The organism is Streptomyces liliifuscus (assembly GCF_016598615.1).
Classification (GTDB): Bacteria; Actinomycetota; Actinomycetes; order Streptomycetales; family Streptomycetaceae; genus Streptomyces; species Streptomyces liliifuscus.
In genome coordinates this window covers 5,241,890-5,262,405 of sequence record NZ_CP066831.1, presented here as the reverse complement: position 1 = coordinate 5,262,405, position 20,516 = coordinate 5,241,890, and the positions used below count along the sequence as shown (strand labels likewise).

16 protein-coding genes, 4 tRNA genes and 1 other RNA gene are annotated in these 20,516 nt (G+C 70.7%); 10 read left to right on the top strand and 11 right to left on the bottom strand.

Going from position 1 to position 20,516, the window contains the following annotated elements; all coding sequences use genetic code 11:
- Positions 1–135: 135 nt before the first annotated feature.
- The 3 genes from JEQ17_RS22315 to JEQ17_RS22305 all read right to left on the bottom strand — a co-directional run bounded on the left by JEQ17_RS22315 (position 136) and on the right by JEQ17_RS22305 (position 2,098).
- Positions 136–1,068, bottom strand: coding sequence for an alpha/beta fold hydrolase (locus JEQ17_RS22315; RefSeq protein WP_200396867.1), 933 nt, complete (start codon positions 1,066–1,068; stop codon positions 136–138).
- 233 nt (positions 1,069–1,301) lie between these two features.
- Positions 1,302–1,928, bottom strand: a complete 627-nt coding sequence (locus tag JEQ17_RS22310; protein WP_200396866.1) for a mycothiol-dependent nitroreductase Rv2466c family protein — start codon at positions 1,926–1,928, stop codon at positions 1,302–1,304.
- A gap of 82 nt (positions 1,929–2,010) precedes the next feature.
- Positions 2,011–2,098: transfer RNA gene (locus JEQ17_RS22305), tRNA-Ser, on the bottom strand.
- A gap of 71 nt (positions 2,099–2,169) precedes the next feature.
- On the opposite strand from JEQ17_RS22305, the gene ffs reads away from it, so the two are divergent.
- From ffs to JEQ17_RS22275, 6 genes are all read left to right on the top strand, one after another.
- Positions 2,170–2,268: signal recognition particle sRNA small type (ffs, locus tag JEQ17_RS22300), an RNA gene on the top strand.
- A 127-nt stretch (positions 2,269–2,395) separates the two neighbouring features.
- Positions 2,396–4,783: a DNA polymerase III subunit gamma and tau gene (locus JEQ17_RS22295; protein WP_200396865.1), complete on the top strand. Its 2,388-nt coding sequence runs from the start codon at positions 2,396–2,398 to the stop codon at positions 4,781–4,783.
- Positions 4,784–5,012: 229 nt separating this feature from the next.
- Positions 5,013–6,272: a phosphoribosylamine--glycine ligase gene (gene purD / locus JEQ17_RS22290; RefSeq protein ID WP_200396864.1), complete on the top strand. Its 1,260-nt coding sequence runs from the start codon at positions 5,013–5,015 to the stop codon at positions 6,270–6,272.
- Positions 6,273–6,597: 325 nt separating this feature from the next.
- Positions 6,598–8,391 (top strand): hypothetical protein, encoded by a 1,794-nt coding sequence (locus JEQ17_RS22285; RefSeq protein WP_200401648.1) that lies wholly within the window; start codon positions 6,598–6,600, stop codon positions 8,389–8,391.
- A gap of 410 nt (positions 8,392–8,801) precedes the next feature.
- A complete protein-coding gene (locus tag JEQ17_RS22280; RefSeq protein WP_200396863.1) occupies positions 8,802–10,340 on the top strand; it encodes a N,N-dimethylformamidase beta subunit family domain-containing protein in 1,539 nt (512 codons plus the stop codon).
- Positions 10,341–10,468: 128 nt separating this feature from the next.
- On the top strand, positions 10,469–11,368 hold the full coding sequence (locus JEQ17_RS22275) for a phosphoribosylaminoimidazolesuccinocarboxamide synthase (protein ID WP_200396862.1): 900 nt from the start codon (positions 10,469–10,471) through the stop codon (positions 11,366–11,368).
- Between the two features lie 82 nt (positions 11,369–11,450).
- Here the strand turns inward: JEQ17_RS22275 and JEQ17_RS22270 are convergent.
- The 8 genes from JEQ17_RS22270 to JEQ17_RS22235 form a co-directional block, all read right to left on the bottom strand.
- A tRNA-Gly gene (locus JEQ17_RS22270) sits at positions 11,451–11,526 on the bottom strand.
- 23 nt (positions 11,527–11,549) lie between these two features.
- Positions 11,550–12,170, bottom strand: coding sequence for a response regulator transcription factor (locus JEQ17_RS22265; protein WP_200396861.1), 621 nt, complete (start codon positions 12,168–12,170; stop codon positions 11,550–11,552).
- Positions 12,167–13,465, bottom strand: coding sequence for a sensor histidine kinase (locus tag JEQ17_RS22260; protein ID WP_200396860.1), 1,299 nt, complete (start codon positions 13,463–13,465; stop codon positions 12,167–12,169). The genes JEQ17_RS22265 and JEQ17_RS22260 overlap by 4 nt, the downstream gene beginning before the upstream one ends.
- A 36-nt stretch (positions 13,466–13,501) precedes the next feature.
- The gene (locus tag JEQ17_RS22255) at positions 13,502–14,308 is read right to left on the bottom strand and encodes an ABC transporter permease (RefSeq protein WP_200396859.1); all 807 of its coding nucleotides are present in this window, start codon (positions 14,306–14,308) and stop codon (positions 13,502–13,504) included.
- Positions 14,305–15,267: an ABC transporter ATP-binding protein gene (locus JEQ17_RS22250; protein ID WP_200396858.1), complete on the bottom strand. Its 963-nt coding sequence runs from the start codon at positions 15,265–15,267 to the stop codon at positions 14,305–14,307. The genes JEQ17_RS22255 and JEQ17_RS22250 overlap by 4 nt, the downstream gene beginning before the upstream one ends.
- Before the next feature lie 165 nt (positions 15,268–15,432).
- A tRNA-Gly gene (locus JEQ17_RS22245) sits at positions 15,433–15,508 on the bottom strand.
- 81 nt (positions 15,509–15,589) lie between these two features.
- Positions 15,590–15,661 (bottom strand) — tRNA-Gly (locus JEQ17_RS22240).
- Positions 15,662–15,873: 212 nt separating this feature from the next.
- On the bottom strand, positions 15,874–16,191 hold the full coding sequence (locus tag JEQ17_RS22235; RefSeq protein WP_189841644.1) for a histone-like nucleoid-structuring protein Lsr2: 318 nt from the start codon (positions 16,189–16,191) through the stop codon (positions 15,874–15,876).
- A gap of 370 nt (positions 16,192–16,561) precedes the next feature.
- On the opposite strand from JEQ17_RS22235, the gene purS reads away from it, so the two are divergent.
- The 4 genes from purS to JEQ17_RS22215 all read left to right on the top strand — a co-directional run bounded on the left by purS (position 16,562) and on the right by JEQ17_RS22215 (position 20,501).
- Complete coding sequence (gene purS, locus JEQ17_RS22230) at positions 16,562–16,825, top strand: phosphoribosylformylglycinamidine synthase subunit PurS (protein WP_055613836.1); 264 nt, start codon at positions 16,562–16,564, stop codon at positions 16,823–16,825.
- Positions 16,822–17,502: a phosphoribosylformylglycinamidine synthase subunit PurQ gene (gene purQ / locus JEQ17_RS22225; protein ID WP_200396857.1), complete on the top strand. Its 681-nt coding sequence runs from the start codon at positions 16,822–16,824 to the stop codon at positions 17,500–17,502. The genes purS and purQ overlap by 4 nt, the downstream gene beginning before the upstream one ends.
- Before the next feature lie 65 nt (positions 17,503–17,567).
- The gene (gene purL, locus JEQ17_RS22220) at positions 17,568–19,811 is read left to right on the top strand and encodes a phosphoribosylformylglycinamidine synthase subunit PurL (protein WP_200396856.1); all 2,244 of its coding nucleotides are present in this window, start codon (positions 17,568–17,570) and stop codon (positions 19,809–19,811) included.
- A gap of 195 nt (positions 19,812–20,006) precedes the next feature.
- Positions 20,007–20,501, top strand: a complete 495-nt coding sequence (locus JEQ17_RS22215) for an ArsR/SmtB family transcription factor (protein WP_200396855.1) — start codon at positions 20,007–20,009, stop codon at positions 20,499–20,501.
- Positions 20,502–20,516: the final 15 nt, after the last annotated feature.

The window sequence follows — 20,516 nt, the reverse complement described above, 5'->3', positions numbered from 1 at the left end:
CCGCCAACCCCCAACCGCCACGACAGGGCGGGCGCCCCGCCCCAGGACGACGTACTCGTACGACGAAGGGCCCCACCGCGAACGGTGGGGCCCTTCCTTTGACGATTACTGATGGCTACTAACGACTACTGACGACTACGAGTGGGAGTGGGCCGTGGCCTGTGCGGTGACCCGCTGGATGGCCTTGACGGCGAGGTCGGGGCGGTCGACGTGGACGTAATGGCCGCTCCCGGCGGCGACGCTGATCCTGCTGCGGCCGGAGAGCGCGCGCCACTGGTCCTGGCCTTCGGCCCACATCTCTTCCAGGGCGGGCCCGTAGTCGGGGACCTCGGCGTACTGGGACTCGTGCCTGATGATCTGCACCGGGATGTTCCCCGCGGAGCGGACCTCGGCGTCGGCGATGATGAACTTCTCCGGGTTCTGGCCCTCGTTCACCGCGATGGTCTGGTCACGCAGTTCGGCCGCCATGCCGGTGGCCGACGCGGGGATCGCCTTCGAGATACCCGCCGTCAGGGCCGGGATCGTGGCGTCCATCAGGACCAGGCCCTTGACCCTGTCCCGGTGGTCGGGGGCGTACCGGGCGGCGATCAGCCCGCCCAGCGAGTGGCCGGCCAGCACGACCGGGCGGTCACCGGCGACCCGGTCCAGCACGCCCGTAAGGATCCTGGAGCTGTCGTCGATGGTCTGGGTGCCGTCCGGCTGATCGCTCTCGCCCTCGCCGAGCCGGTCGTAGGAACAGACCCGGGCCTTCTTGCTCAAGCTCTTCTGCAGGCCGCCCATCGTGTCCAGCCCGTCGCCCCCTCCGGCCATCAGAACGACCACCGGCTTACGGGCCACCGAGCGGCCGGAACACGAGACGTTGACCGAGTAGCCGCCGACACGGATCTTCTTGGTCCCGGAGAACGAGTCCCCGTGCCCGTGCGACGCGGTCGCGGCGGAGGCTGTCTCCAAGTGCACCTGCACCTGTACCTGGGCTTGGGCCGCCGGGGCGGTGGCCTCCCCGTAGCCGACGATGCCCGCGCCGGCCACGGCGCAGAACGTCGTGGCCACGGCGATTGTCTTGAGCATGCGGTTCACGGGGACCTCCAAAAAAGACATGGGGAAGACGGGGAGAAGACGAGGAGAGGACAAAGGGCTGGGAACGAGCCGGTCGGCCGGAGTCCGTCGGCGACGACTCAGACGCTACGGATCAGGCGGCCCAGGATCGTCACCCCGCAGTGGTCACTCCCGCGTAGCTCGCCAGGGGGACAAGCCCGCACCCTGGCCTCCAGGCAACTGCCCCGTCTGCCGGACGAGTCGTGTCAGTCGCCCATGTCCATGTCGAACCGGGGCTCTTCGGTACGGGTGCGCTTGACCTCGTAGAAGCCCGGAACGGTGGCCATCAGCAGAAAGCCGTCCCACAACTGTCCGGCAGTCTCTCCGGTGGGCGCGGGGGAGACGACTGGCCCGAAGAAGCCGACCTGTTCGCCACCGGGCCCGGCGACCGACAGCACCGGGGTGCCGATGTCGTCGCCGGCCAGGGCGACGGCCTGAGCGTGCGAGGACCGGATCGCCTCGTCGTACGCGGTGGACCCGGCGACCTCGGCCATCCCCTCCGGCAGCCCGGCATCGGCAAGGGCCGCCGAGAGGTTCCCCCAGTCGCCCAGGAGATGAAATCGGGTGCCCATCGCAGTGAAGAGGTCACCGAGCGCCCGCTGACCGAACCGCTCCTCCACGGCGGCACACACGCGCACCGGAGCCCACATGTAGTCGCCCCACTCGCCCTCGGGGTTGTCGTCCCGATGCTCGTTGAGCACCGACAGACTCATCACCCGCCACCGGACACTCACCGGCCGCACCTTGGCGACCTCCACCATCCACCGCGAACTGATCCACGTGTAGGGGCAGACGGGATCGAACCAGAAGTCCACGCTCCGCTGTTCGCTCATCCGATCCCTCCAGAGACCGACAACGTCGAAGGGCCCCACCGCAAGCGGTGGGGCCCTTCGACGTTAGTGCCCGGTGAGGCACTGGCGGAGGATACGAGATTCGAACTCGTGAGGGGTTGCCCCCAACACGCTTTCCAAGCGTGCGCCCTAGGCCACTAGGCGAATCCTCCGCGGCAAACAATACAAGACGTTGAGGAGTGCTCGCGAACTCGTTCCCCCCGCTCAGATCGGGTACTGTGTGCGCAGCCCCTCACGTGGCGCTATCTGACTGAACTCCCCCAGGGCCGGAAGGCAGCAAGGGTAGGTTGGCTCTGGCGGGTGCGTGGGGGGCGCTTGCGTTTGCGGGCCGCCCGAGTCGAGGGTGCGGCCCTGGTGGAGCCGGTGTTGCGGCCCGGCGCCGGTGGGGCGGAGCGGTGAAGTCCGGCGGGCGGTCCTCGTTGTCAGTGGGCGCCTATAACCTCGTACGCGTGTCGTCTCTCGCGCTGTACCGCCGTTATCGCCCGGAGTCGTTCGCCGAGGTCATCGGGCAGGAGCATGTCACCGACCCGTTGCAGCAGGCGCTGCGGAACAACCGGGTCAATCACGCGTACCTGTTCAGCGGGCCGCGCGGGTGCGGGAAGACGACCAGTGCGCGGATCCTGGCGCGGTGTCTGAACTGCGAGCAGGGGCCCACACCCACGCCCTGCGGTGAGTGCCAGTCCTGCCGGGACCTCGCGAGGAACGGGCCGGGTTCCATCGACGTCATCGAGATCGACGCCGCCTCGCACGGTGGCGTGGACGATGCCCGTGACCTGCGCGAGAAGGCATTCTTCGGGCCCGCCAGCAGCCGGTACAAGATCTACATCATCGACGAGGCCCACATGGTCACGTCGGCCGGGTTCAACGCGCTGCTGAAGGTCGTCGAGGAGCCGCCGGAGCACCTCAAGTTCATCTTCGCCACCACCGAGCCCGAGAAGGTCATCGGGACCATCCGGTCGCGTACGCACCACTATCCGTTCCGGCTCGTGCCGCCCGGAACACTGCGGGAGTACCTGAGCGAGGTGTGCGGACGCGAGGGCAGTCCCGTCGAGGACGGCGTGCTTCCGCTGGTCGTGCGTGCCGGCGCCGGTTCCGTGCGTGACTCCATGTCCGTCATGGACCAGCTGCTGGCCGGGGCGGGCGACGACGGTGTGACGTATGCCATGGCCACCTCACTGCTCGGTTATACGGACGGGTCGCTGCTCGACTCCGTGGTCGAGGCCTTCGCCGCGGGGGACGGCGCCGCCGCCTTCGAGGTCGTCGACCGGATCATCGAGGGCGGAAACGATCCTCGGCGGTTCGTCGCCGACCTGCTGGAGCGGTTGCGGGATCTCGTCATCCTCGCGGCCGTGCCCGATGCCGGGGAGAAGGGGCTCATCGACGCTCCCACCGATGTAGTGGAGCGGATGACGGCCCAGGCTTCAGTGTTCGGCGCCGCCGAGCTCAGCCGCGCCGCCGATCTCGTCAACGAAGGGCTGACGGAGATGCGCGGGGCCACCTCGCCCCGCCTGCAGCTCGAACTGATCTGCGCGCGCGTGCTCCTGCCCGCCGCGTACGGCGACGAGCGGTCCCTCATGGCCCGGCTCGACCGCATCGAGCGCGGGGTGAACTTCACGGGGGCGGCCGCGGCCGGAACACCCGCCATGGGGTACGTGCCCGGGCCCGACGCCCATGCCGGTATGCCGACCGGGGCCCCGGCGGGGATGCCCCCCGGTATGCCAACCGGTGCGCAGGGGGGCGGCATGGCCCCTTCCGCTTCCCCTGCTCCTTCCGGTCCCTCCGTCCCGCCCGGTGGCGGGCCCGCCGCGGCTCGCGCTGCGGTACGGGGGGCGGGGGGCCCCGGTGGAGAAACGGGTCCTGGTGGAGTTACGGGTCCCGGGGCGCCCCAAGCCCCCGCACCAGCCCAAACTCCCGCTCCGGCTCAGGGCCCCACCTCGGCCCAAGCCTCCCCGGGGGCCGCCCCCGCTTCGGAACAGCCCCCTGCCCAGGCTCCCCCCTCTGCACCCGCGGCCGGCGCCGCCCCCGGTGCCTGGCCCGCCGCCACCGCCGCGGGCAGCGGCCGACGACCCGGCGGATGGCCGACCGCCGCCCCCGCGGGTGGGGGACAGCCACCGGCCGCCGCACCCGGCCCAACTGCGGCCCAGGCCGCCCAGCCCCAGCCCCAATCCCAATCCCAGCCCCAGGCTCAAGCCCCCGCCCCCCCGGCCGCGTACGCCTCCGCTCCACCCAGCGGTGGCCCCGACCCCCGCATGCTGTGGCCGAACATCCTGGAGGCGGTGAAGAACCGCCGCCGCTTCACCTGGATCCTGCTCAGCCAGAACGCGCAGGTGACCGGCTTCGACGGCACGACTCTCCAGATCGGTTTCGTCAACGCGGGCGCTCGGGACAACTTCGCGAGCAGCGGCAGCGAAGAGGTGCTGAAGCAGGCGCTGACCGAGCTGTTCAACGTGCACTGGAAGGTCGAGGCGGTCGTCGACCCGTCCGGCGGTTCGGCCCCGCCGCCCGCGCCCGGCCCCGGGTCCGGTTACGGCGGGGGTTACGGAGCAGGCGGCGCCCCGGCTCCGGCGGCGCCCCGACCCGCCCCGCAGCAGCAGCAGCAGTCGTCGGCTCCGGCTCCCCGGCCCGCCTCCTCGGCACCCCAGTCCCAGTCGGCGCCCGCACCCGGTCCCGCGCCCGCTCCCCGCCCCTCCGCGCCGGAGCCGCCCCCCATCTCCCCCGAGGACGACATCCCGGAGGACGACGATCCGGACCTCGACGAGTCCGCCCTCTCGGGCCACGAACTGATCGTGAGAGAGCTGGGAGCGACGGTCGTGGAGGAGTTCTCGAACGAGCAGTGACGAGCCGCAACGAGTGGCCGCAACGAGTAGCAACGAGCGGCAGTGACGAGCAGCAATGAGCGGCAGCGACGAGCCGCAACCAGTCGTACCAGCGGGCTGCAAGTCGAGCGGCAACCAGCAGTAGTAGCGAGCGGCGACCAGTAGTAGTGACGAGCAGCGACAAGCAGGAGTGAGCGGTGGCGTGCCCACGCCGACCCGCCCCCGAAACACGACGGCTAGTCTGACCCCCGTGAAGGTCCTAGTTATCGGCGGCGGTGCCCGCGAACACGCCCTGTGCCGTTCCCTCTCCCTCGACCCCGACGTCACCGCGCTGCACTGTGCCCCAGGCAACGCGGGTATCGCCGAGGTGGCCGAGCTGCACCAGGTCGACGCCCTCGACGGCAAGGCCGTGGCCGCGCTGGCCACGGAGCTCGGCGCCGAGCTGGTGGTCGTCGGCCCGGAGGCCCCCCTCGTGGCCGGGGTCGCCGACGCCGTGCGCGAGGCGGGCATCCCGGTGTTCGGCCCCTCCGAGGAGGCTGCCGAGCTGGAGGGCTCCAAGGCCTTCGCCAAGGACGTCATGGCGGGCGCGGGCGTACCCACGGCCCGCTCGTACGTCTGCACGAACCCCGACGAGGTCGAGGAGGCGCTCGACGCCTTCGGAGCCCCGTACGTCGTGAAGGACGACGGTCTCGCGGCCGGCAAGGGCGTCGTCGTGACCGCCGACCTCGACAAGGCCCGCGAACACGCCAACGCCTGCGACCGCGTGGTCATCGAGGAGTTCCTCGACGGCCCCGAGGTCTCCCTCTTCGCGATCACCGACGGCGTGACGGTCGTCCCGCTGCAGCCCGCGCAGGACTTCAAGCGCGCGCTCGACGGCGACGAGGGTCCGAACACCGGCGGCATGGGCGCGTACTCGCCCCTGCCGTGGGCTGACCCGAAGCTGGTCGAGGAGGTCATGCAGACCGTCCTGCAGCCGACCGTCGACGAGATGCGCCGCCGCGGCACCCCCTTCTCCGGGCTCCTCTACGCCGGTCTCGCGATCACCTCGCGCGGCGTACGGGTCATCGAGTTCAACGCCCGCTTCGGCGACCCCGAGACCCAGGTCGTCCTCGCCCGCCTGAAGACCCCTCTCTCCGGCATCCTCCTCGCGGCGGCGGACGGCACCCTCGCCGACCTCGAACCCCTCCGCTGGAGCGACGACGCGGCCGTCACCGTGGTCATCGCCTCGCACAACTACCCGGACACCCCGCGCACCGGCGACCGCATCGAGGGCCTCGACGAGGTGGCGGCACAGGACGCCCCGCACGCGTACGTCCTGCACGCGGGCACCAGGCGTGACGGCGACGCGATCGTGAGCGCGGGCGGCCGTGTGCTCTCCGTCACGGCCAGCGGCAAGGACCTCACCCAGGCCCGCGCACGCGCGTACGAAGCGGTCAACCGAATCCGCCTCGACGGCGGCCAGCACCGTACGGACATCGCGGCGAAGGTGGCGGGGGCGACCCAGGCGTAACCGACGGTTACGCACCTTCACCTGCTTCAACACACATCGAAGAATCACCCCGGGCCCCGGATCCAGCACAGGATCCGGGGCCCGTTCGTCAGCCACCTCTGCCCAAAGCCATTCCATCGAGTGACCGATCCCCCATCCGGCTGACGAGGGCCGGGGCCCCAACTAGGGTGCGGCGCAAGCGTTCCGGCACTTGGCCCACCGGCATTGCGATGTCGGTCGTGGGTGCCACAGTGGGGGAGTGAGCAACGCCATGGACGTCCGCCGGCAGTGGCTGGGTATGCACGCGCCGGGCGGGCAGTAGGGGGTGACACCGGTCGTGTCCGGTATGGGTGTGGAGGTGGGCGCGCAGGCCGCGCGCTCACGGGCTCTCGCCGTGCTGCGGGTCCGCAGCAGGGCGCTGGCCGTCGCCCTGCTGCCCGCGGCCGTCGCCGTCGTGCTGCTCGTCGGCGGGTCGACGGGCCACATCGACGGGCCTGGCTGGGCCGTCACGCGCTGGATCGTGTCGGGGTTCGCCCTGTTCGTTCTCCTCGCCGCGGTGGGCATCGCGCTGGTCGTGGTCCGGTCCCGGCCCGCCGTGAGTCCCACGGTCACGATCGCCGAGGAGTCGGCGCCCGATCTCTACCGCATGGTGCGCGACCTGGCCGACCGCCTCGAAGTGCCCGCGCCCTCCGCGATAGCGCTCACCCCGGACTGCGACAGCTGGCTGGAGGACCGCACCCACCCGGCCCACGGCCCGCCCAGGCCGGAGTCCCGCGACGAGATCGAGGGCGTACCGGGCGTCCGGGTCCTCCCGTCGGCCCACCGTCGTACGCCGGCCGCGCCCGTCCTCGTCATCGGCTCGCCCTTCCTGTGGTGGATGCGGGTGGGCGAACTGCGCGCCGTCCTCGCGCCGGTCGTCGCCGGTACGGGACCGTCGGCGCACCCCGACATAGCCGCGGCCCGGCGTTTCGTCCGAGGTCTCGACGCGGCGGTGGCCGTGACCTCGGAGCCCCGCGGACCCCTGTCCCGGACGGTGCTCGGCGGGGTCGGCTGGGTGGCACGGCTTCTGCTGCGCAGTTGTCGCGGGCATGCCGCCGAGATGGAGCGGGGGGTCGCCGCCGCGGCGGCGGAGCGTGCACAGGCTGTGGACTACGGTCTGCGGATCGTCGCCCAGGAGCAGGTGGGGCTCGCGTACGCGGGCTGGGACCGGCTGCTGACCCGGGTCGCGCTGCCCGCCTGGCGGATGGGGCGCTGGCCGTCCCGGCTCGACGCGGGCGTGGTCGCGGCCCTCACCGAACTCTCGCGGCGCGACCGCCTTGCCGAGGGGTTCGCCTCCCGGCTCGGCGAGCGGCCCGCCTGCGACCTGCTGGAGGAGCCCGGCGCGATCGACGAGGCGGCGTCACTGCTGGCCGCGCGCCTCTTCCACGGCGGACCGGCCGAGACCGGGCCCGACTGGGCGCCGGTCGACTGGGACGAGTATCCGGACGAGGTCGTGGACCGGAAGTGGCGTACGGACGCGGCGCGGCTGCACCGGGTGCTGGACGCGCTAGGCGTGAGCCGGTCTTCCGGGGCCGGGACGGGTGCCGGGGCCTCGGATCCGGAGGGGCCGACCCTGGCCCGGGTGATGGACCACCTCAGCGACGGGGAGCCGGGGGATCCGGCGGCCGTGGAGAGGCGTGCGGCCGCGGCGTACGAGGAAGAGGCGTACGAGGAAGAGGACGGCGGGCCGGAGAACGAGCGGAGTTCGGCGCTGGCGGCGGGGCTGAGTGCGGAGGTGGCGCGGGAGGAGGCCGCGGTGTCGGCCGCGGCTCCCTCCGGGGCCGCCGGGCAGGTCGGTCCCGACATGCCCCTCTGGGACGACGGTTCGCTGCCGCTCTTCCCGCTGCAACCGCCCCGGACCGGGCGGGAGTTGCTGGCCGACCATGTCACGGCGATGGTCTGCTGCGCGGCGATGGACACGGCCGGGGCCGCTCCGGGGCTCGACTGGCTCGACGGCCCGTCGCTCCTCATCAACGGCGAACGCTCCGTGGACCTCGGACCCCGAGTCCTGAGCCTCATCGAGGAGGGCGACCCCACCCCCCTCCGCACCTGGCTCCTCCACCTGGGCATACGCCCCGAAAAACCGGTCCGCCTGGTCTGACCCCAGACCCTTCTCCGCCCCCGCCGCCCCTACCCATTCCCGTCCCTTACTCAGGGGCTCCGCCCCCGAACCCCCGTATCGCGCTGACGCGCTCGTCCTCAAACGCCGGACGGGGTGAGACGCGCGACCCGGAAGCGGGGCGCAGCCCCGTCTTCCAGGGGCGCGGGGAACTGCGCGACCAGCCCCCACCGGACCCGCACATCCCGCATCCACCCATACGCCCACTCACCCGCACATCACCACCCACCCGCACCCCACTCCCCCTGCCCCCGCCCAACCGCCGGAGGCAATTCGCGACGAACGGTGACGGCGCGCATGCGTAATGTGATGTGCTGGGACCGCTCATTGACAAGGCAAGGGCCTGCAAAGGCCGGCAGGGGCTGACGGGGGCACGAGGGAGGGAACGCGGTATGGGGTCGGAGCAGATTCGCCGGTGGGAGTCGGGAGCGCTGGCGCATGCCGTCACGGACCCCTTCGGACAGGGCCCCGTCCCCTGGCTGCGCGGCAGTGAGCACTACTTCGACGACACGGGCCACGTCGTCCCGTGGTACGTGGACCAGGCCCCACCCCCCGGCGCGGCATCCCCCGGAGACGGCAGCCGCAACCGCAGCCACCACGGAACCACCGGCGCACGCGTCCCCACCCCCCGCCAGACCGCCGGAGGCCCCCGCACGGCGGACGACGTCCACCGGCAGATCAAGGGCTTCGCCTCCACCGGCGCGGCCGCCCCCGGCGAGGCCATCGACTTCCACATCACGGTCGACCCGCCGCAGCAGTTCAGCGTCGACATCTACCGCATCGGCCACTACGGCGGCGACGGCGCCAGCAAGATCACCACCAGCCCCCGCCTCCCCGGCATCGTCCAGCCGCCCCCGCTCACCGCGGACCGCACGGTCTCCTGCCACCACTGGTGGCTCTCCTGGCGGCTGCAGATCCCGACGTACTGGAGCATCGGCGCGTACGTGGCCGTGCTGACCACCGACGACGGCTACCGCTCGCACATCCCGTTCACGGTCCGCGACAACCACCCCGCCGACCTGCTGCTCCTCCTCCCGGACATCACCTGGCAGGCGTACAACCTCTATCCGGAGGACGGCCGCACGGGCGCGAGCCTCTACCACGCGTGGGACGAGCACGGCCGGCTGCTCGGTGAGGCCGAGGCCGCCACGACGGTGTCGTTCGACCGCCCGTACGCGGGCGCGGGCCTCCCCCTCCACGTCGGCCACGCCTACGACTTCATCCGCTGGGCCGAGCGCTACGGCTACGACCTCGCGTACGCCGACGCCCGCGACCTGCACGCCGGCCGCGTCGACCCCACCCGCTACCGCGGCCTGGTCTTCCCGGGCCACGACGAGTACTGGTCGACGACCATGCGCCGCACCGTTGAGGTCGCCCGCGAGCACGGCACGTCCCTCGTCTTCCTCTCGGCCAACACCATGTACTGGCAGGCGGAGCTGGGCCCGTCCCCGTCCGGCGTCCCCGACCGCCTGCTCACCTGCCGAAAACGTCGCGGCCCGGGCAAACCCGCACTGTGGCGTGAGGTCGACCGCCCCGAGCAGGAACTCCTGGGCGTCCAGTACGCGGGCCGGGTCCCCGAGGCGCACCCCCTGGTCGTCCGCAACGCCGACCACTGGCTGTGGGAGGCGACCGGCGCCCACGAGGGCGACGAACTGGAGGGCATGGTCGCGGGCGAGGCGGACCGCTACTTCCCGCGCATCACGCTCCCCGAGCACCAGGGCCGCATCCTCCTCTCCCACTCCCCGTACCGGGACACCGAGGGAGCCATCCGCCACCAGGAGACGTCCCTCTACCGTGCCCCCTCCGGCGCCCTCGTCTTCGCGGCCGGCACCTTCGCCTGGTCCCCGGCCCTGGACCGCCCGGGCCACATCGACACCCGCGTCCAGCGCGCCACGGCCAACCTCCTGGACCGCATCTGCAAACGCGACTGAGCCCGTTGAGCCTGTGGAAAACCTTCGGAACCGAGCCCGTGGAGAACCCTCACACCCGACCCCTGGCCGGGCCGGTTCCTCCCGTACGGGAGAATCGACCCAGTTGGCCAGAAAGACGGGGAGGAACCGTGTCCGGATTCGTAGAAAAGCCCGAGCCCGTCGAGGTGCCGGGTCTGGTGCATCTGCACACCGGCAAGGTGCGCGACCTGTACCAGAACGAGGCGGGCGACCTCGTGATGGTCGCCAGCGACCGCATCTCCGCGTTCGACTGGGTGCTGCCCACGGAGATCCCCGACAAGGGCAGCGTCCTGACGCAGCTCTCGCTCTGGTGGTTCGACCAGATCGCTGACCTGATGCCGAACCACGTCCTCGGCACCGAACTCCCGCCCGGCGCCCCCGCCGAGTGGGCCGGCCGCACGCTGGTCTGCAAGTCACTGCGGATGGCCCCGGTCGAGTGCGTGGCCCGCGGTTACCTCACCGGCTCGGGTCTCGTCGAGTACGACCGGACCCGTACCGTCTGCGGTCTCGCCCTCCCCGAGGGCCTGAGCGACGGCTCGGAGCTGCCCGCCCCGATCTTCACCCCGGCCACCAAGGCCGCCGTCGGCGAGCACGACGAGAACGTCTCGTACGAGGAGGTCGCCCGCCAGGTCGGCGCGGACACCGCGGCCCGGCTGCGCCAGGCGACGCTCGCCGTCTACGGCCGCGGCCGTGACATCGCGCGCGAGCGCGGGATCATCCTCGCGGACACGAAGTTCGAGTTCGGCTTCGACGGCGAGACGCTCGTCGTCGCCGACGAGGTGCTCACCCCGGACTCCTCCCGCTTCTGGCCCGCCGACCAGTGGGAGCCGGGCCGCGCGCAGCCCTCGTACGACAAGCAGTTCGTCCGCGACTGGCTGACCTCCGCCGAGTCCGGCTGGGACCGCAAGAGCGAGCGCCCGCCGCCCGCCCTGCCCCAGCAGGTCGTGGACGCCACCCGCGCCAAGTACGTGGAGGCGTACGAGCGCCTCACGGGCACCACCTGGAGCTGAGCGAGCACACGTACACGTACACGTACACGTACGAGAAAGGGCCCCGGTCGCGATGACCGGGGCCCTTCTCGTTACTACTTGCTGGAGCGGACGACCAGGTTCGAACTGGCGACCTCAACCTTGGCAAGGTTGCGCTCTACCAACTGAGCTACGTCCGCACTGCGCCGTGGCGCGAGAGCAACTATACCCAACCTCGCTCCCGCGCGAGACGCACCGCCGAGTGCCGGTTCTCCACCCCCAGCTTGGAGACGGCCGACGACAGATAGTTCCGTACGGTCCCCTGCGACAGCGCGGCCCGCTCCGCGATCTCCGCGACGGGCGCCCCGTCGCCGGCCAGTTCCAGCACCTCCGCCTCGCGCGCGGTCAGCGGCGAGTCCCCGGAGGAGATCGCGTCGGCGGCCAACTCCGGGTCGACGTAGCGGTTTCCGGCATGGACTGTACGGATGATCTCCGCGAGCCGCTGGGCGCTGACGGTCTTCGGGACGAACCCGCGCACACCCGCCGCAAGCGCCCGCTTCAGATGCCCCGGCCGCCCGTGACTGGTCACGATCAGCACCCGGCACGCGGGCAGTTCGACCCGCAGCGATGTGGCCACCCTCACACCGTCCGCCCCGGGCATCTGGAGATCCAGTACCGCCACATCGGGTTCGTGGGCCCTGGCCATCGCCAACGCCTCGGGCCCACTGGCCGCCTCCGCCACCACCAGCAGGTCCTCCTCGAGCCCGAGCAGCGCGGCGAGCGCCCCCCGGATGAGGTGCTCGTCGTCGGCGAGCAACAGCCGGATGGGACGTACGGGCGTCATGGGGCGACCTCTTCGTTCACGGGGCGCGGGGCGGGAGACGGGGAAGAGGACGGCGGCGGCGACGCGGACGATGAGGAGGTGGCCGTCGCCGGCAGCGGAACCTCGGCCACCACCCGGAACCGGTCACCGTCGACCGGCCCCGCCTCCAGCGTCCCGTCCACCGCCGACAACCGCTCCCGCAGCCCGGCGAGGCCGGACCCCTTGCTGGTGGGCGTACTCGGCACCCTGTCCCTCTCCACCCCGTCGTTCTCCACGGTCAGGACCACACGGGTCCCCTCCACCCCCAATGACACCCGGCAGTGCCCCGCGTCCCCGTGCCGCAGCACGTTCGTGGTCGCCTCCCGTACGACCCAGCCGAGCGCCGACTGGACCGCTGAGGGCAGCTCCGAAGCGGATCCGGTCACCGTGCACTCGACTCCGGCCGCGGTCAGCACGCCCTGCGCGCCCAGGAGTTCGACGCCGAGGTCGACCTCGCGGTAGCCGCGTACGACCTCGCGGACCTCCCTCTGGGACTCGCGGGCGATCCGCTGCACCTCGATCATCTGCTCCACGGCCTCGGGCCGTTCGCGCCGGGCGAGCTGGACCGCCAGCTCGCTCTTCAGGGCGATCACCGCGAGGTTGCGGCCCATCACGTCGTGCAGGTCCCGCCCGAAGCGCAGCCGCTCCTCGGCGACGGCGAGACGGGTGCGGGTCTCGCGGGCGGTGTCGAGTTCGAGCACGGCGTTCAGCAGCCACACCGAGAAGGTGGAGGTGAGGCAGAGGACCCCGCCGATGAGCAGCACCGCGAGCGCGGTGGCGGCCGCGGTGGCCGCCGGCCGTCCGATCAGGAACGCCGCGACCCAGGTACCCGCGGCGAATCCGCTCAGCAGCGCCAGCACGCGCCGTCGACGCATCCCGAGCGCCATCATGCCGACCCCGAAGGGCACCACCACGACGAAGAACGTGCCCGCCGTGGTGTCGACGTCGTCGCCGGACGGGCCGTGCTCGGAGACGGCGAGCGCGGCGATGCCGAGCAGCGCGGTGAGGACACCGAGCGCCGCGATCAGCCGTACGGGCTGCTCACGCCGGCCGCACGTCCAGTCGAGCGCCCGTGACGAGGTCACCGACACCAGCAGGGCGTGCACGGTCAGCGGCGGGAGCATCACGAGGGCGAGTGGCGCCCCCACCTGCGCGAAGGCCGGCAGTCCGACCGTGCTCACCTCGATCAGCGCGAAGCTGTGGAAGGACCAACGGGTGTACGTCTCGACCTTCGCCGGCGTGCTCTGAGCCCGCCACCAGGCCCCTGGCCCGCGCATACCCGCCTCCGTCTTTCGTCGTCGTTCCCGGCCGTCTCAGTGTCGCGGTTCCCAGCGGAACCACCGCCGTACAGCAAACACCGAGAGCACGAGCCAGGCCACCGCTGTGGCGATGGCGCCCAGGGCGTCGTACGCGCCGAGGTCTCCGGTCCAGCCGCCGCGGATGAGAGTGATCACCGGGGACAGCGGCAGCAGTTCGCAGATGGTGGCGAGCCGGTCGGGCATGAGCTCGAACGGAATGAAGGTGCCGGAACCCATCATGGACACGAGCAGCAACGGCATCGCCGCGACCTGGGCGCCCTCCAGGCTCCTGCTGAAGCTCGCGACGACCGCCGCGATGGCGGGCCACATGACGAGTCCCAACAGCAGGCCCAGGACGGCGAGGTGCGGGGCTTCGGGCGCTCCCACATCGAGGAGTGCCGCGCACGCGATCGTAAGGACCACGCACTGCACGAGGCCGATCAGGACCGACGGCAGCGCGGCGCCCGCCAGGATCTCCGCGTCCCGCAGCTCCCCGGTGCGCAGCCGCTTGAGCACCAGTTCCTCACGCCGGGCGGCGTAGACGCTCACCAGTGAGCTGTAGACGGCGAAGAGCAGGGAGAAGCCGACGGCGGACGGCAGGATGACCGAGCCGACCGAGAGCCCCGCCTCCGCCAGGTCCATGTCCTCGACCGCCCCGCGAAGGCTGAGCGGCATGATCAGCGGCACGAACAGGGCCGCGAAGAACGTGGCCTTGCTGCGGCCGAGCAGTGTCAGTTCGGCCCGTGCGAGGGCCGTCATCCGCCGTGCGGCGGTCGCGGTCGGACCGGCCTGTGCGGTGTTGGTCACAGTCTCCGCGCTCATGCCACACGCTCCTTCTCCGCCGTCATCTCCGACGTCTGCGACGCCTCACGGGCTATCCGCAGGAACGCCTCCTCCAGCGACCCCGACCGGACATCGAGCCCCCGCAGCTCGACCCCTGCCCGCTGGGCCCACACGAGGAGCTCGGTGGCGGCCCGCTGCAGTTCGAGCGTCCGCAGCCGGATCGTCCGGCCCTCCATCTCGTGGCCGGTGATCCCGAGCGAGGCGAGCGGCGGCAGATCGCCGGGGAAGTAGCCGGCGGGCAGCTCGAAGGAGATCCGGGACGGCTGGGAGGCGGTCACCTCGGCCGGAGTGCCGGTGACGGCGATACGCCCGGCGTGCAGGATCGCGAGCCGGTCGGCGAGCCCTTCCGCCTCCTCCAGGTAGTGCGTGGTCAGCACCACGGTGGTGCCCGTCTCGCGCAGCTCGCGCACCAACTCCCAGGTCTCCTGGCGCCCTTCGGCGTCGAGGCCGGTCGTCGGCTCGTCCAGGAAGAGCACCTCGGGCCGCCCGAGGATCGCGCACGCCAGGTCGAGCCGCCGCTTCTCGCCCCCGGACAGCTGCTTCACGCGCACGGCGGCCCGGCGCGACAGGCCGACCAGCGCCAGCGCCTCGCGCTCGGGCCGGGCCCCGCTCGTGCAGCCCGCCCACATCCGTACGGTCTCCGCGACGGTCAGCTCGGACGAGAAGCCGCCTTCCTGGAGCATGACGCCGATGTGCGGGCGCACCTTGCCGCGTTCGGTGTACGGGTCGTGGCCGAGGACGCGCACCTGGCCGCCGGACGGCGGTGCGAGCCCTTCGAGGAGTTCGACGGTGGAGGTCTTGCCCGCGCCGTTGGTCCCGAGGAGCGCGAACAGCTCCCCGCGGCCGACGGAGAAGGACACCCCCCGGACCGCCTCGAACTCTCCCCCGTACACACGTCGTAGATCCGTGACCTCAATCACGTGCTCGTTCGTGTTCATGAGACAAGCCTCCCCGCCGCCGACGGGCGGGAGCAGTGCGCGCTGTCACCGGTGCACATGACAAATGTCAGAGGGGCCGTCCGGATGTCGGAGAGACGGTGAGACGGTGAAACGGCCCCGGCACACGAGAAAGGCCCCGATCGTGATGACCGGGGCCTTACTTGCTGGAGCGGACGACCAGGTTCGAACTGGCGACCTCAACCTTGGCAAGGTTGCGCTCTACCAACTGAGCTACGTCCGCATTTGCCTCCGACCGGCTTTCACCGATCGGCGCAGGCACCAGCCTACCTGATCGAAAACGCTGACCAGACCGGCAGTGCAGAGCGGGTGACAGGAATTGCACACTGCGCCTTCCCCCTGGAAGGGGGATGTTCTACTACTGAACTACACCCGCGTGACTCCGGGACCGGGCCTTTCGGCCTTGCCCCTCGGCGTGCTCCAGACTCTAGCTGATCAGCAGGGGTACTACGCAAGTCGGCTGCTCCCAGGGCCCCGTGAGGGCTTCCGGGGCCCCGGGCCCCGTCAGGGGCGCGGGGAACTGCGCGACCGGCCGAGGCGAACCGGCACCCGACAACGGACCCGCGGAAGCCCCGCCTCCACCCGGAGTCACTGCGCAGCGGTGAACGCCTCATAGACCCGCTTGGGGATCCGCCCCCGAGCCGGCACCTCCATCTTGTGCGACTGGGCCCACGCCCGAACGGCGGCAGGATCGGGCGCAACGGCCGTCTGCCGGTACGCCTTGCCGGACCGGGACCGCTTGCGCCCGGCCTCCAGGTACGGCTCCAACGCCTTACGCAGTTTCTTGGCATTGGCTTGATTCAGGTCGATCTCGTACGACTTGCCGTCCAGACCGAAGGCGATCGTTTCCGCCGCTTCCGAGCCGTCGATGTCGTCGAAGAGAGTGACTACGACACGCTGCGCCACGAATATCGGTCCCTTCGTGCGGCACCTCTCCTGCGACGCGTGATGACGTGCGGAGATGCCGACTGTCCGGCTGCTTTTATGGGCGATTGGGCAAAGTATCGGTTATTGCCAATTCCTTTGTACAGTGCCCGGCAATCCAATGTGAAGCTCGACTAAATCTCTTGGCGTGTCTCAAGGCAATAGGAGACCGGGTCCTGATCCGGATCTTTCCCAGGATTTTTCGTGAAGGTAGCCCCTTCATCCCCGGTCGATAGCGTCTCGATGCGGAATCGTGATGGCCATCACGTAGTTTCCTACGAATCTACCCGCGTAGAAATTTTGTACGGGTAGTCTGAACGAACCTGCTCAGCACCACACACCGGGAGTGCCAGTGGCACGCGTCGTAGTCGACGTCATGCTCAAGCCGGAGATCCTCGACCCCCAGGGCCAGGCGGTGCAGCGTGCACTGCCGCGCCTCGGTTTCGAAGGCATCGCCGACGTTCGTCAGGGAAAGCGATTCGAACTGGAAGTGGACGGACCGGTGGACGAAGCCGCCCTCGCCCGCATCCATGAACTTGCGGAATCCTTCCTCGCCAACACCGTGATCGAGGACTTCACCGTCAAGGTCGAGGAAGTCGCGGAGGCAGGAAAGTGACCGCTCGTATTGGCGTCGTCACTTTCCCGGGAAGCCTCGACGACCGGGACACGCAGCGCGCGATCAGGCTCGCCGGTGCCGAACCCGTCGCTCTCTGGCACAAGGACAAGGACCTCAAGCAGGTCGACGCCGTGGTGCTGCCCGGCGGTTTCTCGTACGGCGACTATCTGCGCGCGGGAGCGATCTCGCGCTTCTCGCCGGTGATGGAGACCGTGATTGAGCAGGCGAAGTCGGGAATGCCGGTGCTCGGCATCTGCAACGGCTTCCAGATCCTCACCGAGGCCCATCTCCTCCCGGGCGGGATGCTCGGCAACGACCACCTGCACTTCATCTGCCGTGACCAGAAGTTGCGGGTGGAGAACGCGGAGACGTCCTGGACCGCCGACTACGAGTCCGGCCAGGAGATCCACATCCCGCTGAAGAACATGGACGGGCGGTACGTCGCCGACGAGCGCACCCTCGACATGCTGGAGGCGGAGGGCCGAGTCGCCTTCCGCTACGTGGACTTCAACCCGAACGGCTCGCTGCGGGACATCGCCGGCATCACGAACGAGGCCGGCAACGTCGTAGGTCTCATGCCGCACCCCGAGCACGCCGTCGAGCCCCTCATCGGGTCCGGCCGCACAGACGGCCTCCCCTTCTTCACCTCGATCCTCAAGAAGCTGGTCAACGCATGAGCCGGACTCCCTCCCGTCTCCCACCGCCGCCCTCAAACGAGGCCCTTCGGGCCGCCCCCCGTGTCTTGGACACGGTCGAGCACGCGGCCGAGACCCCCGACGTCGAGCTGCCCTGGGCCGAACTGGGCCTGAAGAAGGACGAGTACGAGCGGGTCGTCGAGATCCTCGGCCGCCGCCCGACCGGCGCCGAGCTCGCCATGTACTCCGTCATGTGGTCCGAGCACTGCTCGTACAAGTCCTCCAAGGTGCACCTGCGCCAGTTCGGCGAGAAGGCCCCCCAGTCGGACGCCCTCCTCGTCGGCATCGGCGAGAACGCGGGCGTCGTCGACGTCGGCCAGGGCTACGCGGTCACCTTCAAGGTCGAGTCGCACAACCACCCGTCGTACGTCGAGCCCTACCAGGGCGCGGCCACCGGCGTCGGCGGCATCGTGCGCGACATCATCGCGATGGGCGCCCGCCCGGTCGCGGTCGTCGACCCGCTGCGCTTCGGCGCGGCCGACCACCCCGACACCAAGCGCGTACTCCCCGGTGTCGTCGCCGGCATCGGCGGTTACGGCAACTGTCTGGGCCTGCCCAACATCGGCGGCGAGGTCGTCTTCGACGCCTGCTACCAGGGCAACCCGCTGGTCAACGCCGGTGCCATCGGCGTGATGCGGCACGAGGACATCCACCTCGCGAAGGCGTCCGGCTCCGGCAACAAGGTCATCCTGTACGGGGCCCGCACGGGCGGCGACGGCATCGGCGGCGCGTCGATCCTCGCGTCCGAGACCTTCGACGACGCCAAGCCGTCGAAGCGTCCCGCCGTCCAGGTCGGCGACCCCTTCCAGGAGAAGCTCCTCATCGAGTGCACCCTGGAGGCCTTCGCCGAGAAGCTGGTTGTCGGTATCCAGGACCTGGGAGCTGCCGGACTGTCGTGCGCCACCAGCGAGTTGGCGTCCAACGGCTCCGGCGGCATGCGCGTGACGCTGGACGACGTACCCCTGCGCGACTCGACTCTGTCTCCCGAGGAAATCCTCATGAGCGAGTCGCAGGAGCGCATGTGCGCGGTCGTCGAGCCGGAGAAGGTCGCCCGCTTCCTGGAGATCTGCGACAAGTGGGACGTCATCGCGACGGTGATCGGTGAGGTCACCGACGGCGACCGCCTCGAGATCTTCTGGCACGGCGGCAAGATCGTCGACGTCGACCCGCGCACGGTCGCGCACGACGGCCCGGTCTACGAGCGGCCGTACGCCCGCCCGGAGTGGCAGGACGCGCTGCAGGCGGACGACGCCAACAAGCTGGCCAGGCCCGCCACTTCGGAGGAGCTGAAGGACCAGGTCCTCCAGCTGGTCTCCTCTCCGAACCAGGCCTCCAAGTCCTGGATCACCAGCCAGTACGACCACTTCGTGCAGGGCAACACCGTGCTGGCCCAGCCCGAGGACTCGGGCATGATCCGCATCGACGAGGAGTCCGGCCTCGGTGTGGCGATCGCCACGGACGGCAACGGCCGGTACACCAAGCTGGACCCGTACCACGGCGCCCAGTTGGCCCTGGCCGAGGCGTACCGGAACGTGGCGACGACCGGTGCCAAGCCGCTCGCCGTCTCCGACTGCCTCAACTTCGGTTCGCCCGAGGACCCGGCCGTCATGTGGCAGTTCGCGGAGGCCATCCGTGGACTGGCCGACGCCTGCCAGCAGTTGGGCACCCCGGTGACCGGCGGCAACGTCTCGCTCTACAACCAGACGGGCGAGGTGGCCATCCACCCGACGCCGGTCGTGGCCGTGCTGGGTGTCATCGACGATGTCGCCCGCCGCACGCCGGTCGCCTTCAAGGAGGAGGGGCAGCTGCTCTACCTCCTCGGCGACACCCGCGAGGAGTTCGGCGGTTCGGCCTGGTCGCAGGTCGTCCACAACCACCTCGGCGGTCTGCCCCCGCAGGTCGACCTGGAGCGTGAGCGGCTGCTCGCCGAGATCCTGATCTCCGCCTCCCGCGACGGCATGATCGACGCCGCGCACGACCTGTCCGACGGCGGTCTGATCCAGGCCGTGGTCGAGTCGGCGCTGCAGGGCGGCAAGGGCGCGCGTCTGGTCGTACCGGACGGGCTCGACGCGTTCACCTTCCTCTTCTCCGAGTCCGCGGGTCGCGCGATCGTCGCGATCCCGCGCTCCGAGGAGCTCCGCTTCAACGACATGTGCGGGGCGCGCGGTCTGCCCGTCACGCGCATCGGTGTCGTGGACGGCGACGAGGTCGAGGTCCAGGGCGAGTTCAGCCTCTCCCTGGCCGAACTGCGCACGGCCCACGAGGGGACGATCCCGGCGCTGCTCGCGTAGACGCTCCGCTGGGGGCGGGGATTCGTCTGCGGGGCCGTTGTGGCTTGTCGCGCAGTTCCCCGCGCCCCTGACGGGCGCTGTTGTTGGCGTATGTCGAAGGCCCTGACCGGATATCGGTCAGGGCCTTCGACATGCCCGCGGGGCGGTGCCCTCCCCTCTCTTGACCGCTTATACGTAATTACGTAATCTCGTTTCATGGATCTGGAGCAGCGCGTCGCGGAGTTGGAGCGGCGTCTTGACGCCCTGGAGAACAGTGAGCCTGCTCCGGGTGCGGGTGACGGCGACTTCTGGGCTCTCGAAGGGCTCAAGGCGCAGCTGGCCGATGTCGAGGGCGGCGGTGTGCTGTTCACGGGTTCGGTGCGGCTGCCGACCGAGGAGCGGTACGAGTGGCAGTACGGCATGACCACCGACCAACTGCTCGACGCCGACTGGAGCGAGGCGGCCGACGTGTTCGCCGCGCTCGGGCACCCCATGAGGTTGCGGCTGCTGCGCGAGATCGTCAGCGGCCGGCGCACGGCCACCGAACTGGCCGGGCTCGACGACGTGGGGACGAGCGGCCAGATCTACCACCACCTGCGGCAGTTGACCGCCGCGGGCTGGCTCCGGCAGGCCGGGCGCGGCCGTTACGAGATCCCGGGGAGCCGCGTCGTACCGCTCCTCGTGGCCCTCACCACGGCTCAACCGGTCTGAGACTTCAACGACTTC

Excerpts from the sequence above, each read along its gene's own strand:
- JEQ17_RS22315 (WP_200396867.1), bottom strand. The coding sequence starts at position 1,068 with ATGCTCAAGACAATCGCCGTGGCCACGACGTTCTGCGCCGTGGCCGGC.
- JEQ17_RS22310 (WP_200396866.1), bottom strand. The coding sequence starts at position 1,928 with ATGAGCGAACAGCGGAGCGTGGACTTCTGGTTCGATCCCGTCTGCCCC.
- JEQ17_RS22285 (WP_200401648.1), top strand. The coding sequence starts at position 6,598 with ATGGGTGTGGAGGTGGGCGCGCAGGCCGCGCGCTCACGGGCTCTCGCC.
- JEQ17_RS22280 (WP_200396863.1), top strand. The coding sequence starts at position 8,802 with ATGGGGTCGGAGCAGATTCGCCGGTGGGAGTCGGGAGCGCTGGCGCAT.
- JEQ17_RS22265 (WP_200396861.1), bottom strand. The coding sequence starts at position 12,170 with ATGACGCCCGTACGTCCCATCCGGCTGTTGCTCGCCGACGACGAGCAC.
- JEQ17_RS22260 (WP_200396860.1), bottom strand. The coding sequence starts at position 13,465 with ATGCGCGGGCCAGGGGCCTGGTGGCGGGCTCAGAGCACGCCGGCGAAG.
- JEQ17_RS22255 (WP_200396859.1), bottom strand. The coding sequence starts at position 14,308 with ATGAGCGCGGAGACTGTGACCAACACCGCACAGGCCGGTCCGACCGCG.
- JEQ17_RS22250 (WP_200396858.1), bottom strand. The coding sequence starts at position 15,267 with ATGAACACGAACGAGCACGTGATTGAGGTCACGGATCTACGACGTGTG.
- JEQ17_RS22215 (WP_200396855.1), top strand. The coding sequence starts at position 20,007 with ATGGATCTGGAGCAGCGCGTCGCGGAGTTGGAGCGGCGTCTTGACGCC.